General features: G+C 69.9%; 11 protein-coding genes and 1 pseudogene. 6 read left to right on the top strand and 6 right to left on the bottom strand.

Annotated features, from left to right (window positions below):
- The first annotated feature begins 52 nt into the window (after positions 1-52).
- From LE181_RS00630 to LE181_RS00610, 5 genes and pseudogenes are all read left to right on the top strand, one after another.
- On the top strand, positions 53-1207 hold the full coding sequence (locus LE181_RS00630; RefSeq protein WP_225658871.1) for a magnesium and cobalt transport protein CorA: 1155 nt from the start codon (positions 53-55) through the stop codon (positions 1205-1207).
- A gap of 52 nt (positions 1208-1259) precedes the next feature.
- Positions 1260-1472: pseudogene (locus LE181_RS00625) on the top strand (RNaseH domain-containing protein); the annotation flags it as partial.
- 805 nt (positions 1473-2277) lie between these two features.
- Positions 2278-2682: a restriction system modified-DNA reader domain-containing protein gene (locus LE181_RS00620; protein WP_225658870.1), complete on the top strand. Its 405-nt coding sequence runs from the start codon at positions 2278-2280 to the stop codon at positions 2680-2682.
- Positions 2683-2737: 55 nt separating this feature from the next.
- The gene (locus LE181_RS00615; RefSeq protein WP_225658869.1) at positions 2738-4387 is read left to right on the top strand and encodes a DUF262 domain-containing protein; all 1650 of its coding nucleotides are present in this window, start codon (positions 2738-2740) and stop codon (positions 4385-4387) included.
- Complete coding sequence (locus LE181_RS00610) at positions 4377-5570, top strand: type II toxin-antitoxin system HipA family toxin (protein ID WP_225658868.1); 1194 nt, start codon at positions 4377-4379, stop codon at positions 5568-5570. Before LE181_RS00615 ends, LE181_RS00610 begins: the two co-directional genes overlap by 11 nt.
- Positions 5571-6232: 662 nt before the next feature.
- Here LE181_RS00610 and LE181_RS00600 read toward each other — a convergent pair.
- Positions 6233-7612 carry an FAD-binding oxidoreductase gene (locus LE181_RS00600; protein WP_225658867.1) on the bottom strand — a complete coding sequence of 460 codons (1380 nt, stop codon included), beginning with the start codon at positions 7610-7612 and terminating at the stop codon, positions 6233-6235.
- 23 nt (positions 7613-7635) lie between these two features.
- Positions 7636-8613 carry an antibiotic biosynthesis monooxygenase gene (locus tag LE181_RS00595; RefSeq protein WP_225658866.1) on the bottom strand — a complete coding sequence of 326 codons (978 nt, stop codon included), beginning with the start codon at positions 8611-8613 and terminating at the stop codon, positions 7636-7638.
- An 85-nt stretch (positions 8614-8698) separates the two neighbouring features.
- Between LE181_RS00595 and LE181_RS00590 the strand changes: the two genes are divergently transcribed.
- Positions 8699-9265 carry a nucleoside deaminase gene (locus tag LE181_RS00590; RefSeq protein ID WP_225658970.1) on the top strand — a complete coding sequence of 189 codons (567 nt, stop codon included), beginning with the start codon at positions 8699-8701 and terminating at the stop codon, positions 9263-9265.
- A 28-nt stretch (positions 9266-9293) separates the two neighbouring features.
- On the opposite strand, the gene LE181_RS00585 is transcribed toward LE181_RS00590, so the two are convergent.
- The 4 genes from LE181_RS00585 to LE181_RS00570 form a co-directional block, all read right to left on the bottom strand.
- Complete coding sequence (locus LE181_RS00585; RefSeq protein ID WP_225658865.1) at positions 9294-12164, bottom strand: NHLP bacteriocin export ABC transporter permease/ATPase subunit; 2871 nt, start codon at positions 12162-12164, stop codon at positions 9294-9296.
- Between the two features lies 1 nt (position 12165).
- A complete protein-coding gene (locus LE181_RS00580; protein ID WP_225658864.1) occupies positions 12166-14391 on the bottom strand; it encodes an NHLP family bacteriocin export ABC transporter peptidase/permease/ATPase subunit in 2226 nt (741 codons plus the stop codon).
- Positions 14388-15194 carry an HlyD family efflux transporter periplasmic adaptor subunit gene (locus LE181_RS00575; RefSeq protein WP_225658863.1) on the bottom strand — a complete coding sequence of 269 codons (807 nt, stop codon included), beginning with the start codon at positions 15192-15194 and terminating at the stop codon, positions 14388-14390. The genes LE181_RS00580 and LE181_RS00575 overlap by 4 nt, the downstream gene beginning before the upstream one ends.
- Before the next feature lie 130 nt (positions 15195-15324).
- A complete protein-coding gene (locus tag LE181_RS00570; RefSeq protein WP_190112513.1) occupies positions 15325-15543 on the bottom strand; it encodes a hypothetical protein in 219 nt (72 codons plus the stop codon).
- Between the last annotated feature and the right edge of the window lie 69 nt (positions 15544-15612).

The following is a 15612-nucleotide window of genomic DNA, read 5'->3' as shown; positions in this document are numbered from 1 at the left end:
GGGCTGTATATCCTGTTCTGCGGCCCAAGTGACGAGCGAGAGGGAAGCAACGATGCCCGAGCGCCCGCCGCGCCATCGGTCCACGCCCAAGAAACACTCCTGGCTGCGCCCCCCGAACGGCCGCAACGCCGCTCCGGCCGCTCCCGCGGCCGACGCCGCCGCTCCCGACGGCCCGTCGGGGGCCGAGGGCAGCATCGTCCACGCCGCCGTCTACTGCGACGGCCACCGCGTCGCCACCCCCGAGACCCTGGCCGAAACGTACCGGCAGCTGCGCGAGCAGCCGGAGAGCATGGCCTGGATCGGCCTCTACCGGCCCACCGAGGAGGAACTGGTCTCCCTCGCCGGGGAGTTCGACCTCCACCAGCTGGCCGTCGAGGACGCCCTGGAGGCCCACCAGCGCCCCAAGCTGGAGCGCTACGGCGACACCCTCTTCGTCGTCCTGCGCGCCGCCCGCTACCTGGACGCGCCCGAGGAGGTCGACTTCGGCGAACTGCACGTCTTCGTCGGCCCCGACTTCGTCATCACCGTCCGGCACGGCGCGGCCCCGGACCTCTCCGCGGTGCGCCGCCGCATGGAGACCACCCCCGAGCTCCTCGCCCTGGGCCCGGAGGCGGTGCTCTACGCCATCCTCGACGCGGTCGTCGACGGTTACGCCCCGGTCGTGTCGGGCGTCCAGAACGACATCGACGAGATCGAGACCGAGGTCTTCGGCGGCGACCCCGCCGTCTCCCGCCGCATCTACGAACTCGCCCGCGAAATGGTGGAGTTCCAGCGCGCCACCCGCCCCCTGGTGGGCATGCTGCACGGCCTGATGGCGGGCTTCGCCAAGTACGGCACCGACGACGAACTCCAGCGCTACCTCCGCGACGTAGCCGACCACGTCACCCACACCAGCGAACGCGTGGACGGCTTCCGCTCGGCCCTCACCGACATCCTCCAGGTCAACGCCACCCTGGTCACCCAGCAGCAGAACGCGGAGATGCGCGCCCTGGCGGAGGCGGGCTTCGAACAGAACGAGGAGATCAAGAAGATCTCGTCGTGGGCGGCGATTTTGTTTGCTCCCACGTTGGTGGGAACGATCTACGGGATGAACTTCGAGGCGATGCCCGAGCTGAAGTGGGCGTTCGGGTATCCCTTCGCGATCCTGCTGATGGCGGTGGTGTGCGTGAGCCTGTACTTCATCTTCAAGAAGCGGGACTGGCTGTAGCGATCCACCGAACGAGCCTGATCGACTTAGCGCAACCGAAGCGGGCGACGCCCCGGAGTCCTTCGCCTCCGCAGCCCACCTGCTCCGGCAGCCCCCGGACTACCCGGAGGCCCTGTCCCTGCCGCTCCCGCTGCACTTGGCGGGTCTCGACCAGGACCACGTGCTGCCGCATCGCGCATCTCCTGAGGCCTCTGCGGAAGCCTCCAAGATCTCTGACCGGTCAAGGCCTCCGACCCCGCACAAGGCCAGGCAGCGGGTCGCGTAGAGGAGGCGGACGTGGTTGAGGCAGCCGAGCAGCTGGCGTTGTTCGACAGCTGACCACGAACGGTCAGCACTCACGTCGTGAAACCGAGCGGGTGCCGTTCCCCGCTCCGCGACGGCAGAGCGGGGAACACGCCAGATATCGGTTCGCGGCATGCCCTGTCGTGCTGCATGTGGGATTCCAAGACCGCGAACCTTCCCATCCGTGGAATGCCGCGCCGCCGCGCTGACGTCCGCCTCAGGAGATGGCACATGAATGCGCGGCGTGGACGAATGAGCGATTCCTCCCCTTTAAGCCGATCAGCCGCAAATACAGTCGCGCGGGCGCCGAACGGCAGGCAAGGCGTGGCGGGAGGTGGACTGGACGCGCTCCGGTGACCAGCAGCCGGTCGGGTGGAGTGGGGGCCTGGGAGCAGCCTGGCATCTCGGTGCAGTGCATACGGGGAGTACAGGACGTCTGCGCCGTGTGGGGTCTGGACACAACCGCGGGCGACCGGGTGGGGGCTTGGCCCGCGAACATCGACACCGCCTGCAACCGCAGCGCCTCGTTCATCACCCGTCCGATGAGGTCCGGGTCGGGCAGGGGTCCTATGCGGGCGGTCGCCATGTTCTCTGCGGCAGCGAGGAGGAAGGTGAACACCTCGTCGCGGATCTGCACCCGGACCCGCCAGCAGGGACGGATCCCCGACATCCGTCCCCCTCCCAGCAGGCTTTCGTCGGCAGACAACCACCCAAATCTGCTGTACGTGCGATTCTAGCCTTGCTAGCTTTCCACTGTCACAGTTCGCCAGGAGAAAGGTAAAGCGGCAATGAGCCCCACGATCCGGGTGGACGACGAGGTCTACGAAGAGCTACAGAACCGGGCGAAGCCCTTCGTCGACACTCCTAACAGCACCCTGCGCCGGGTCCTCGGCCTCCCAGAGAAGGCGGCCCAATCCGGGGGCGCAACCACGGAGTCCCCATCGCCAGAGGCCGCACTCCGCCCTCTTCTGGCAGATCGGCGACTCTGCCCCGGGCAGCGGCTGGTGTGGCGGCGGCGCAACCTCAACCAGGTGCACTACGCCGAAGTGCTCGCGAGCGGAGCGCTCCAGCTAGAGGACGGTTCTGTGCACGGCACCCCTTCGGGCGCGGCGACTGCACTCGCAGGCAACTCCCAGAACGGCTGGACAGCCTTCATGACCGAGGACGGCATCCTGTTGAGGGACCTGCGGTGAGCACGGGCAGAGCGGTTCCCCGGACCTACGATGTCACGACTACCGGAGGTGGATCATGTCAGGCGTAACCAAGCCGAAGGTCGGTCGTGTAGCTCCACTGGAGCTGGTCGAATGGGCCCAGAGCGGACGCATCCGAATCCCGCGCTTCCAGCGTTCGTACCGCTGGGAGGCTTCCGATTCCGAGCGGCTCTTCGACAGCATCCTGCGTGGCTACCCCATCGGCAACCTGCTGATGTGGCGCAAGCCCGCCCCCGCAGCCGAGATCACCTTGGGGGAGCTCCGGTTCGACGCCCCAGAGCGATCCGATGCATTGTGGGTGGTCGATGGACAGCAGCGGCTGACCACGCTCATCGGAGCGCTCACGGCCTCCGAGCATACGGTGGACCGCCGGTTCCGGATCTTCTACGACCTGAGGGAGAGCGACGCCCACAAACGGTTCCTGTCGGCGCCTCACTCCCAGACCCCGCGTGATCACTGGCTTCCGGTCTGGGTCGCCGGCGACAACCGGCGGCTGATCGCTTGGCAGCGTGAACGGCCGTGGCTAACCAGTGAGGAGTACGACCTCTGCGATTCAGTGGCCACTGCCATCCGCACGTACGAGATCCCCATGTACGAGATCGAAGGTGACGACGAGCGGGCGCTGCGCGAGATCTTCGACCGGATGAACACCTTCGGCAAGACCCTGAAGAGAGCCGAGATCTTCCAGGCGCTGCATTCCACTCCGCTCGATGTGCAGCCATCCGACCTCGACGCGCTGCGTGATCGCGTCACAGCACTCGACTTCGGAGACTTCAGCCCCCAGATACTCATGCAAAGTGTCATGGCAGTGCGTGGAGGGCAGGTGGACCGTGACTTCCGGCAGGAGTTCAAGGACGACGAGGACCGGCAGCAGGCCTTCGGCTGGACCGAGAAGGCTCTGCGCCTTGTGGTCGACTGGCTCCGCAACGAGGCCGGGGTTCCGCACCTGCGCCTGCTCCCCTACGCCCTCTACGTGCCCGTACTCACCCGCTATGCCGCCCTATTCGGGCGCCCGGCCGGGCGAGGCGGAGAGCTCTTGCGTCGATGGGTCTGGAGGGGCGCCGTAGTCGGCGCCGCCCCGCAGGGGAACACCGTGGCCTTGCGACGCAACGCCAGCGCTGTCCATGACGACCCTGTCGCCAGTGCCACGCGGATACTGAAACTACTGCCGGTCGGTGGTGAGCTCTGGAAGCCGGATCTGACCCAGACAGCCCTGAACCGGGCCCAAGCGAAGATCAATGTACTTGGTCTCCTGTCAGCTCATCCTGTCCTCCTGGCGCAGGCCGTGGACTCCGACGGCAACCACTACCCTGTGGGCACTCGGCTCGACGAGTCCCGCCTGTTGATGGACATGCTCAATAGCGGGGGCTCCCCACTGCAGTCCCTCGTATCCGGTGACCGGACCATGGCAGGCAAGCTGCTGCACCCGGCTAACAAGACGGGGTTGGGGTTCTTCTCCGAGGCTTGGGACGAATCAGCCCTTCGGTCACATTGTATGGACGAACGGTGTGTAGAACTGCTCGACTTGGAGGATGCCGACGGGTTCCTGGCACGCCGCGCAGCGATCACCTCCAGGATCATTTCCGATCATGTGCAACGCATGGCCTTGTTCGGATTTGCCGACGGGCCCGAGGCCGAGACCCTGTTCGACGAAAACCTGTGGGGAGACACCACCGATGCAGCGTGATGTGACCGCAACGGTCTTCCTGGGAGACCGTCGCATCGGCGTGCTGGGTTACCACAAGGGCAACACGTGGTTCGAGTACACCGATCTGACAGCCGTTCATCCGGTCTTCGGGCAAGGCTTCGAACGCGATCCACGCAAGCGCCGGACTGCGAGTGGCAGCGTGCCGGAATGGTTCGCGAACCTGCTTCCAGAACAGGGAAGTGGGCTCCGTCGGCTGGTGGCCACCGAGCTGGGGAAGCAGCGAATTCACGACTTCGTACTGCTGAACCATCTCGGCGAGGATCTGCCCGGAGCGGTACGCGTAGTGCCGGACACTCCGCTAGACGACCTCCCCGACCACGATCAGCCCGAGATGTGTAGCCATGACCATGCGCTGCGCTTCTCGCTGGCCGGCGTGCAGCCCAAGTTCTCGATGCGTTTCGAGGGCAAGGCCCTGGTGCTCCCCACTACCGGGAGTGGCGGAGACTGGATCGTGAAACTCCCTGACGAGCGCTTCCCGGCCGTCCCTGCCAATGAATACGCCATGCTGCACTGGGCGGCCCTATCAGGCATTGATGTGCCTGAGGCCTCCCTCGTACCCGGCTCAGAGGTCAACAATCTGCCCGATGGTCTGGCCGATCCCTCGGAGCCCGTGCTCGCAGTTCGCCGCTTCGACCGGACCGGTGAGGGCCGAGTCCATCAGGAAGACTTCGCGCAGGTGCGCGAGGTAGCCACCGACTGCAAGTACGACCGGGCGAATTACGAGGGCCTCGGCCGTGTCGTCAGTGCGGTCTGCCCGACCGAGGACGTCGTCGAGTACGTGCGGCGGCTCGTCGCCATGATTGCCATGGGAAACGCGGACGCGCACCTGAAGAACTGGACGCTGCGATACCCAGGCGGCAGGCAGGCCCGGCTCTCACCGGCATACGACCTGGTCTGCATCGCCGCATACCCGAAGGCTGACCAGAAACTGGCCTTCCCTCTGGGTGGGACCGCAAATTCCGAACTCATCACACTCGACAGTTTTCGCGCCATGTCGCAGTCACTCAGGCTTCCCGCGGAACAGATCGTCTCGACGGTACGGGAGACCGTTGCGGCCCTGGCCACCGCCTGGCCTCAGGTCAAACGGGATTGCCCCGTTCCCGACATGGTCAGCGAGGCGATCGACGAACGTCTTGGGGTGCTGCCCCTGATGCACGCCTGACGTGAATGACCTTGGAGCCGAGCGACGCCGAAGATCGGCGTCCTCCTTCCAAGCCTTGTAGGCACCGCCCGTCGAGCACTGTGTGTTACGGGGCCCGTTAGGCGGACATAGGCGAGTTCGCGTAGCCCATAGATGTCAATCAATACGATCTCCGGGTCCTCGGGGCTCCTGGAATCCCGTACGACACAACCCGTCTGCAACACGCCGCCGTAGGCCAGGCCGTTCACGGGGCCATCACGGCACGGCCGAACCAGTTCTGGGTAACCAGGGTCGTGCAAGCGGGGTAAATCCCCTGCCGGGTCGGTAACGCCGCAGTGCTGCAACACCTCTGGGACCAGCCGGCGCTAGATGTCGGGGCAACCGGGCCCATATCTGGGGAGAACGGAGCCTGGTCCGGGAGCGGCTGGGGAGGGCCGGCCATGCAAACAGGCAGCACGGCGAAAGGGCCGAAAAGACGGATCGCCTCAGGTCGGAGCGCTTCTCCAGTCGATCTCCGCAGATCAGAGCCACGCGTGCGACGACCTCAAGAAGATCTCGTCGTGGGCCGCCTTTTGTTTGCACCCACGTTGGCGGGAACGATCTGCGGCATGAACTTCGACAACATGCCGGAGCGGCGGGACTGGCTCTGAGCGAGCCCGGCACCCGCCTGAAGCCGCGTCTCTTCACGGCGTGAGGTACGAGTAAAAGACGTTCTCCGGGTCCCATCGCGCCTTGGCCTCCTGCAGGTGGTCCCAGTCGGCGGGGGTGTACGAGCGCCGGGCGCGGGTCGGGGTGGCCTCCTGGTCGGTTTCGGCTATGTAGTGGCTGCCGGCGTTCGACGGGTCCGCCGTGGTCATGGTCTCGTGCAGCCATCGGGTGTTGGTCTCGTCCGCGGACGGGTCGTCCCAGACCGCGTAGCAGACCAGGTAAGACTCGCCGAGCGGGGAGAAGACCATGTTCCGCAGCAGGGACGGTTCCCCCGACACCGGCTGCACCGGGGCGAGGACGAGGGACTTGCCGGAGGGGGCGTGGGCGAGCGCGTCGGCCGTGCGGGTCAGCAGGGCGGGGTAGGGCTCGGTCGACCACAATGTGTCGGCCGCGTAGCGGTGTTCGGGCGGCCACAGTGCGGCGGCGCCCGCGTGGAGGGCGGTGAACGACGTCGGCTCGGGCCGTTGCCGGGAGACGGCGTCCGCGGCGAAGGAGCAGGCGTGCACCGGGGCGAGCGCCGCGAGCGCTTCCTCCCGTGTCGGGCAGAACGCGGTGGCGGCGACGCCGATCCGCGGCCCCGCCGGAGTCGTCGTGGTGGGCTCGCCGGAGGCCCTCAGGACGAGGGCCGTCTCGACGCAGGGCGGTGATTCCCGCGCGGCCCCCACCGCCCAGTGCGTCACTGCCCCGGTCTCGGACAGCGGGAACGTCGCACTCGTCGTCATGATCGCGGCCGGCTGGGGATGCAGGCCGAGCCGGAAACCGGTGACGACGGCGAAGAAGCCGGGCCCCGCGCCGCGAGCGGCCCGGAAGAGGTCGGCGTTCTCCGTCCCGGAGCAGGTCACCGTCCGGCCGTCGGCGGTGACGGCCCGGATCTCCTGGACGTCGGCGCACGCCGGGCCCCACGCACGGGAGTTCCAGCCGAGTCCGCCGCTCAGCAGGAAGCCGCCCACCGCGACGGAGGGGCAGTGGCCCACGGGGAAGGCCAGTCCGTGCGGGGCGAGTGCTGCGACCAGGTCCTGACCGGTGGCGGCTGGCCCCACCGTGGCCGTCGCCGTCGCCGGGTCGACGTGGCACCGGGCGAGCCGCGACAGGTCGATCAGCAGTCCCCCGTCCCGGAGTGCCGAACCGGACCAGTTGTGCCCGCCCGAGCGCACCGCCACCCGCAGCCCGTGCGAGCGCGCGTAGGCCAGGGCCTCGGCGACGTCCTGCTCGGAGGCGGGCCGCACGACGGCGTCCGGGAACCGGTCCGGCTTGCGCGCGTTCCACACCGCGTCGGCCCTGGCGCCGTCGTAGTCGCGGTCACCGCGCCGGATCAGTGCGCCCCCGAGGTCCTCCACGGGCGTGCGGTCGGGCATCGCGGCCTCCTCGCTCGTAGGGTTCACTGAGTGATCAGCCCGAAGATCGCGACGAACAGCAGATAGCCGAGCACCACCGCCGCCGCACCCGCCAGGTGCACGCGGTGGCCGCGGGTGCGCCGGGGCACCAGCCAGAAGGCGAACGCCCTGTTCACCAGGGGCATGAGCAGCCACGTCAGGATGCTGACGCTCAGCACGTTGGAGAGGAACAGGCCCAGATAGCCGGGGACTCCGAGCTCGTCCAGCTCGGATCCCACCGTCAGGTTCAGCACCATCACGGTGGGATAGAGGGCCAGGATCACGGACATGGCCTGCTTCCAGTTGGGCGGGGCGGTCCCCTGCGCGCCCTCCTCGAAGCGGAACCAGCCGCTGAACGCCGAGCCGACCTTGCGCACATCGTAGGAGGCGAAGTGGGCGCGCCCCTCCTCCAGCAGCTCGTTGCGGGCGTCGGACGCGAGCCAGGCGTCGAGGTGTTCACGGGAATCGAAGCGGAAGACGACGACCCAGCGCTCCTGGACGCCCTCGACCGGCTTGAACATCTCGGACCCCATGAAGCCGGGCGCCTTCTCCTGCGCCTTCAGGGCCTTCGCCTGCCAGCGCAGGAACCCCTGTTCCTGCCCGGGCTTCACGTCGTGCGAGATGACGGCCGTGACGGCCTCCGGCGCCTGGTCGGGGGGCGCGCCGCCGTGGAGCACCTCCTGCGTCGGGGGCGCCTCGAACAATCCCTGCCCCTCGGCGAGCAGCTCCCGCCGCCGGGGCGAGTTCAGCCAGGCGGTGAGGTGGTCGATCCCGGAGAACCGGAAGACGGCGACCCATTCGTTCTCGTCGCCCGTCCGGGGCGGGTACACCTCGGCGCCTTCGAACCCCTCGAACTCGCGGGCCGCCTCGTTCGTCCGGGCCTGCCAGCTCTGGTAGTCGCCGAGGCGGTCCGCGCGCACCTTCTGCGAGGTCACGACGGTGGCACTGCCGGCCCCGGGTCCGCGGCTTGCACGGGAACTCACCTCAGGTAGCCTAGGACACAGAGAACTTATGGGGCAAATCGGGCAGGCGCGTGCTGTCGATGTGCTGTCGATCGGAGACTGCGTGATGGAACCCAAGGAGCTCATCACCGAAGCGGTACGACTCGCCACCGAGTCGGTCGAGAAGGGCTGGGGCGGCCCGTTCGGTGCGGTGATCAGCCGGAACGGCGACATCATCGCGCGCGGGCAGAACCGGGTCCTCCTGACCGGTGACCCCACGGCCCACGCCGAGGTCGAGACCATCCGCAAGGCCGTGGCGCACCTCAACCCCGAGGCCCCCTCGATCTCCGAGGAGCACCAGAACGAGAGCACCCTGGAGTACGTTCCCCGCCCCGAGGGGTCGCCGGACCCGGTCCCCGAGCGGGCCCGGATGCTCCAGGGCTGCTCCATCTACATCAGCGGCGCTCCGTGCCCGATGTGCATGAGCGCCATCTACTGGGCGCGGATCGACGAGGTCTACTTCAGCTGCGACCTGGACGCCACGCGCCGGATCGGCTTCGACGACGCCTACCAGTACGAGGACTTCAAGAAGCCCCTGAGCGAGCGAAGAATCAAGATCGAGCAGCTTCATCCGGAGATCGGCGCCCACGCCTACGACGCGTGGACGAACAAGCCGGACCGGCACCCGTACTGACCGCCACCAGCCGCTGGCTGACGGACGTTCACCCCAGCTGGCGGCGGACCAGCTCGTGGAAGGGGCCGTCCGTGTCCGCCAGCAGCTCGGCCGGCGGGCCCTGCTGGGCGATGCGGCCCTCCGACATGACGACCACCCGGTCCGCGTCCATCACCGTGGACAGCCGGTGGGCGATGACGATGCGGGTGGCGCGCAGGGCGCGGGTGGACTCGATGACCACGCGCTGGGCCTCGTTGTCCAGCGCGCTGGTGGCCTCGTCCAGGAAGAGGACGCGTGGCTTGCGGATGAGGGCCTGGGCGATCATCAGTCGCTGGCGCTGACCGCCGGAGACGGTGCCGCCGCCGTCGGACAGCATGGTGTGCAGGCCCATGGGCATCGCCTTGATGTCCTCGGCCAGGCCCGCCATCCGGGCCGCCTCCCACGCCTCCTCCGCCGAGTAGCTCTCCGCGCCGCAGATGCAGTCGAGGACGGAGCCGGAGAAGGGCTGGGCGTTCTGCAGGACGACGCCGCACTGGCGGCGCACGGCCGCCTGGTCGAGCGCGGCCAGGTCCTGGCCGTCGTACAGCACGCTGCCGGTCAGGGGCCTGTCGAATCCGATGAGCAGGCGCAGCAGCGTCGACTTGCCGCAGCCACTGGGCCCGACGATCGCGACGAACTCGCCCGGCCGCACCCGGAACGACACGTCGTCGAGGACGAGCGGGCCGTCGTCGGTGTACCGGTAGGAGAGGTTCTTGACCTCGACCGCGCCGCTCAGCGCGCCCGGCGGGGTGCTGGAGCCGCGCACCTCGGGGATCGCCCGGAGGACCGGCTGGATCTGTTCGAACATCGGCTGCACGGCGGCGGCCGAGAGGAGCGCTCCGGTCAGCTGGGTGACCGACGACAGCATCATCGTCACGGCCGTGCTGAAGGTGAGGAAGTCGGCGGCGGACAGACTGCCCCGGGCCGGGCCGGCCAGCAGCATGAACATCACGAGGGTGCACAGCGGCAGGTAGACGGCGTTGAGGACGGTGACGGCGTTCGCGATCCGGCCGATGCGCTGCTGCAGCTCACGGGTGCGGGCGAACTCCCGTGCCCAGGCGGCGTAGGCGAAGCTCTCGGCGGCCGCGACGCGCAGCTTGGGCAGCCCGCGCAGGGTCTGGAACGCCTGGTTGTTGAGCTTGTTGCCGAGCGTGATCAGCCGCCGTTGGTAGCGCAGCTGCCACAGCCCCAGGCCCAGGAAGACCGCGGCCACGACGAGCAGCATGGCGACCGCCGCCAGCGCCAGCGGCACGCTGTAGACGAGCAGCAGCACGAGGTTCATCGTGCCGACGGTGCCCGCCTGGAGGACCACCGGGCCGATGCCGGACAGCACGCGGCGGATGGAGCTGATGCCCATGGCCGCGCTCGCCAGTTCGCCGGTGGAGCGGCCGGTGAAGAACGACACCGGCAGCCGCAGCAGCCGGTCCCACACGGCCGGCTGCAGGGTGGCCTCGATGCGGCCCTCCATCCGCAGGAGGGAGAGGTTCTGCAGCAGCATGAAGGCGGCCGAGACGACGCCGGTGGCGATGAGCGCCAGGGCGGTCTGCACGATGAGGTCGTTCTCGGCCTGGGGGACGTACCGGCCGAGGACCCGGCCGGTGGCGACGGGCACGAGGGCGCCCAGGCCGAGGGCGACCAGTCCGCCCAGGAGCATGCCGCGCAGGTCCTCGCCGGTGCCGCGCACGCTGAAGCGCAGCAGCGCCGGCAGGCTCTGCTTCCGGTCGGGCAGGGGGCGGTAGAACATGACGGCCCGCGGTGCGAAGGCGGCCTCGTTGGCCTTGCCGATGCGTTCACGCTCCCCGGTGGCCGGGTCGACGGCCTCGTAGCGGCCGCGCCGCCACAGCAGGGCGACCGGTGTCCCGTCCTCCTCGCGCAGGCCCACCAGGGGCCCGCCGTTCTCCCGCCACCAGCGGCCGACGAGCCGGACGGTGCGGGTACGGATCCGCGAGGCGGTCGCGATGCGTTCGACGGGGTCGGTCCGGCCGGCGGTGGCGGTGGCCTCGCCGGGGTCCACGAGGGCGATGCCGGCCGCGGCGGCGACCAGCCGGCACGCGGCGAACGTCGCGTCGTCGCCCGCACCGCGGGGGGACTGACGGCCGGGGCGGTCGATGGAGGCCAGCAGCGTCCGGTCCGCCTGGGTGCGGGCGGCCTCGCCGGCCGCGATGCCGGCCGCCGTGCGGTCCTCGTGGGCACGCTCCAGCTGCTCGATCCAGTGGTCCAGGGCGTACAGCAGCCGGTACTGCTGGTCGATCATGCCCTGCCACATCGTCCCGTCGACGAGGAGCACGGCGGACGCGTCCGCGCCGTAGCCCTCGTAGGCGGCGCCGTACTGGACGCTGCCCGGGGTGATCTGCATCCACAGGACGTCGTCGTCGGCCCCGGCCCGGCCGGGACCGCCGGGGCTCTCCAACGGGGCCTGGTAGAGCACGTGCAGGCCGCGGCCGATGCCGAGCGCGAAGGCGTTCTCCAGGGGGCTCAGCGCACCGTCGGCGGCGCCGTACCACCCCTGGGCCCAGCCGCTCCCCCAGCCGCCGTGCGCGGGGGCCGCCGGGCCGCCGTGCTCGGGGCGGAACAGCTCGCGCAGCTCGATGCGGCGCAGCAGGCAGCCGTGCAGCGGCCGTCCGAGCAGGGTGTGTTCGGGCCCCTCGGCCGGGCCCAGCAGCAGGGTGCCCGCCGCCAGGCGGCCCAGGAAGTGCCAGTGCCCCGCCTGCGCGGCGTCGACGGCGAAGAGGTCCAGCTCGCCGTCCACGACGAGCCACAGCACGAGCGGGTCCTCCAGGGACAGGCTGCGCAGGCCCGTGCAGTCGACCGCCGTGCCGAGGTGGCCGAGGGCCGCCACGACCGGATCCGCGGCGACGTACGTCTGGTGGGGGGTCGTCACCTCAGTGCTCCTTGACCAGTTCGGCGTAGGCGCCCCGCGCGGCGAGCAGGTGCTCGTGCCGGCCGCGTTCGACGACCGTGCCCCGGTCGAGGACGACGATCTCGTCGCTGTCGCGCACGGTGCTCAGCCGGTGGGCGATGACCACGCAGGCGCAGCCGCGGCGCCGCAGGTTGTCGATGACGATCTGCTCGGTGGCGGCGTCCAGGGCGCTGGTCACCTCGTCCAGGACGAGGACGCTGGGGCGGCGCACCAGGGCCCGGGCGATCTCCAGGCGCTGGCGCTGGCCGCCGGAGAAGTTGCGGCCGTCCTGCTCGACGCGGCTGTGGATGCCGCCGGGGCGGCGGGCGACCACGTCGTACACGGCGGCGTCCTCCAGGGCGGCGACGACGGCCTCGTCGGGCACGGAGGGGTCCCACAGGGCGACGTTGTCGCGGACGGTGCCCTCGAAGAGGAAGACGTCCTGGTCGACGAAGGCGACGGAGGCGGCCAGGGCGCTGCGCGGGATGTCCTCCAGCCGCATGCCGTCGATGCGGATGGTGCCCTCCCAGGGGGCGTGGAGGCCGGATATGAGGCGGGAGACGGTGGACTTGCCGCTGCCGGAGCCGCCGACGAGCGCGACCTGCCGGCCGGGGCCGACCGAGAGCGAGAAGTCCTTGAGCAGCGGGGCGTCCAGCGGGCTGTAGCCGAAGGTGATGTTCTCCAGCTCCACGTGGCCCTTGAGGCGACGGGTGCCGGCGGCGGGCTCGCGCCGCGCGGAGAGCGGGTCGACGGGGAAGTTCTCGACGTCCTTCAGGCGGGCGACGTCGGCGGCGAAGTCCTGGATCCGTCCGGCCACGCCGTTGAGGCGGGTGATGGGTGCGGTGAAGCCGGTCACCAGGGCCTGGAAGGCGACGAGCAGGCCGACCGAGAGGTGTCCCTCGACCGCCCGCAGGCCGCCGATCATCAGGATCAGCGCGCTGTTGAGGGCGGCCAGCGTGGGCGCGACGACCGCCAGCCACGCGCTGGGCACGCCGAGCCGCTGCTGCACGTCGAGGGTGACGGCGTGCTGGCCGGCCCAGCGCCGGAAGAAGCCGTTCTCGCCGCCGGTGGCCTTCATCGTCTCGATGAGCGTCAGGCCGCTGTAGGACGTGTTGGTGAGCCGGGCGCTCTCGGCCCGCAGCTTCTGGGTGCCGGTGGCCCGTACGTGGACGACGATGCGCAGGGCCACGACGTTGAGCAGGGCGATGCCGATGCCGACGACGGTGAGCTGGGGGTCGTAGGTCCACAGCAGCACCGCGTAGAGGACCACGACCACCGCATCCACGCCGGCGGCGGCGAGGTCCCTGGCGAGGGTCTCGGCGACGGCGTCGTTGGACTGCAGGCGCTGGACGAGGTCGGCGGGGTTGCGCTGGGAGAAGAAGGTGACCGGGAGCCGGAGCAGGTGGCGCAGGAAGCGGGCGCTGCCCAGGGTGGAGGAGATGATGCGCCCGCGCAGCAGGTTGGCCTGCTGCAGCGCGGTCAGGGCCGCCGTCAGGACGAGGGTCGCCGCCATCGATGCGAAGAGCACGCCCAGCAGGGACGTCTGTTCGCCGATGAGGAACATGTCGATGTACGTGCGGCTCAGCGCGGGCACGGCGGCGCCGACGAGGACGAGCAGGAGGCTGGAGAGTACGGCGGCGAGCAGGGTGCCGGAGGTGCCGCGCAGGCGGGCCGGCAGGGCGTCCATGACGCCGGGCCTGCGGCCGGTGCGGCGGAAGCCCTCGCCGGGCTCGAAGGTGAGGACGACGCCGGTGAAGCTGCTGTCGAACTCGTCCATGGGGACGAACCTCCGGCCCTTGGCGGGGTCGTTGACGTGGACGCCCTTGCGGCCGAAGCGGCGGCCCATGCCGTCGTGGACGACGTAGTGGTTGAACTCCCAGAAGAGGACGGCCGGGGGCCGCACTCCGGCGAGCGCGGCCAGATCCATCTGCATGCCCTTGGCCTGCAGGCCGTACCCGCGGGCGGCCTTGAGGAGGTTGCTGGCGCGGGAGCCGTCGCGGGAGACGCCGCAGGCGATGCGCAGCTCCTCCAGGGGGACGAAGCGGCCGTAGTGGCCGAGGACCATGGCGAGCGCGGCGGCGCCGCACTCGACGGCCTCCATCTGCAGGACGGTGGGGGTGCGGACGGCCTTCTGCGGGCGGACGCCGGGGGCGGGTGCGCGGCGTCGCGCACCGCCACGGGGCTCGGGACGGCGTCGGCGCGCGGTCACGGCAGCAGCCAGTCGACGGGGTGCTGCGCGGCGAGGTGGACGGCGCCGGTGACCGGCGTCGTGGAGTCGACGGCGTACGGGGGTCCGTCCGCGGAGGACCACCGGTAGCCGGACCGGGTCGCGGAGGAGCGCTCCAGCCGCACGAGCACCGCGACGGGGTTGCCCTGCCGCGCGAACTGCGCGGCGAGCCGGCCGTCCCCGAGGAAGCCGCTGATCTGCGCCTGCGTCTGGGGCGCGCGGCCGACCGCCGCGACGCGGCCGCGCAGCACGCCGAAGCGCTGCTGGGGGACGGACTGGACGCTCAGGTCGACGGTGGCGCCCACGGGAATCGTCCCGCCGCTCCCGCCGGGCACGTAGAGCACGGCCACCAGCGGGTCGTCGGGGTTCTTCACCCGCTCCACGGTGGCCACGTCCGCGCCGGTCGTCACGACCGAGCCGATCTTGGCGACCAGCGTCGTCAGCCGCCCGCCGGCCACCACACGCACGGCCCGGTCGCCCCGGTCCGTGCTGACCTGGACCAGGGGTGCGCCCGGGGACAGCAGCTGGCCCTCCTTCGCGAGGACCGCGGTGACCTGTCCGGCGAACGGGCTCTGGAGCAGGTAACTGCCCTCGGCATGGGTGAGGATGCCGGGTGCGCTCAGTTTTGATGACACGGATCCGGTAAATGCCCAAAATGCCGCAACGGCCATGACGACGACCGTTACGGCCAGGACGAGCCGGCCTTGCGGGCGCGCGAAGCGCAGGGGCAGATCGAGCTCTTCGGGCGATTGCAGCTTGGAAAGCGCCTTCTGGCGGAACTGCACGAACTATTCCTTCGACTGCATTCGTGACACGGGTACTGAATTGTGCGCGGAGACTTTTGGGACATCACCGCGGGCAGCCATGCGCCCCGGAACGGGGGGCGTTCCGGGGCGCATGGACAACCGCTTCGGCTCAGAGGCCGGCGACACCGGCGTGGACGCCGACGATGCCCTCGACCTGACCGACCGTGGGACGGACGGCCTGGACCGTCTGCAGGGAGGTCACGGTGCCCAGCACGGTGTGGACGTCGCCGGTCACGGCGCCGAGGAGACCGCCGGAGATGCTGACACCGCCGGAAACGGCGTCCAGCTCGGCGTCGGCGATCTCACGGGTCTCGATGTCGTTACGCATGATGTGCGCACCCTTCATTCGTCTGGTTTTTCTCAAATGATGCGGGGCAGGCCGCGGCAAAACGGTCCG

The organism is Streptomyces sichuanensis (assembly GCF_020328095.1).
Lineage (GTDB): Bacteria > Actinomycetota > Actinomycetes > Streptomycetales > Streptomycetaceae > Streptomyces > Streptomyces cinnamoneus.
This window is presented reverse-complemented; position numbering and strand designations above follow the sequence as displayed.

Bases quoted from the DNA above. Each gene is read 5' to 3' on its own strand.
- LE181_RS00630 (WP_225658871.1), top strand. From the start codon at position 53: ATGCCCGAGCGCCCGCCGCGCCATCGGTCCACGCCCAAGAAACACTCC.
- LE181_RS00620 (WP_225658870.1), top strand. From the start codon at position 2,278: ATGAGCCCCACGATCCGGGTGGACGACGAGGTCTACGAAGAGCTACAG.
- LE181_RS00615 (WP_225658869.1), top strand. From the start codon at position 2,738: ATGTCAGGCGTAACCAAGCCGAAGGTCGGTCGTGTAGCTCCACTGGAG.
- LE181_RS00610 (WP_225658868.1), top strand. From the start codon at position 4,377: ATGCAGCGTGATGTGACCGCAACGGTCTTCCTGGGAGACCGTCGCATC.
- LE181_RS00600 (WP_225658867.1), bottom strand. From the start codon at position 7,612: ATGCCCGACCGCACGCCCGTGGAGGACCTCGGGGGCGCACTGATCCGG.
- LE181_RS00590 (WP_225658970.1), top strand. From the start codon at position 8,699: ATGGAACCCAAGGAGCTCATCACCGAAGCGGTACGACTCGCCACCGAG.
- LE181_RS00570 (WP_190112513.1), bottom strand. From the start codon at position 15,543: ATGCGTAACGACATCGAGACCCGTGAGATCGCCGACGCCGAGCTGGAC.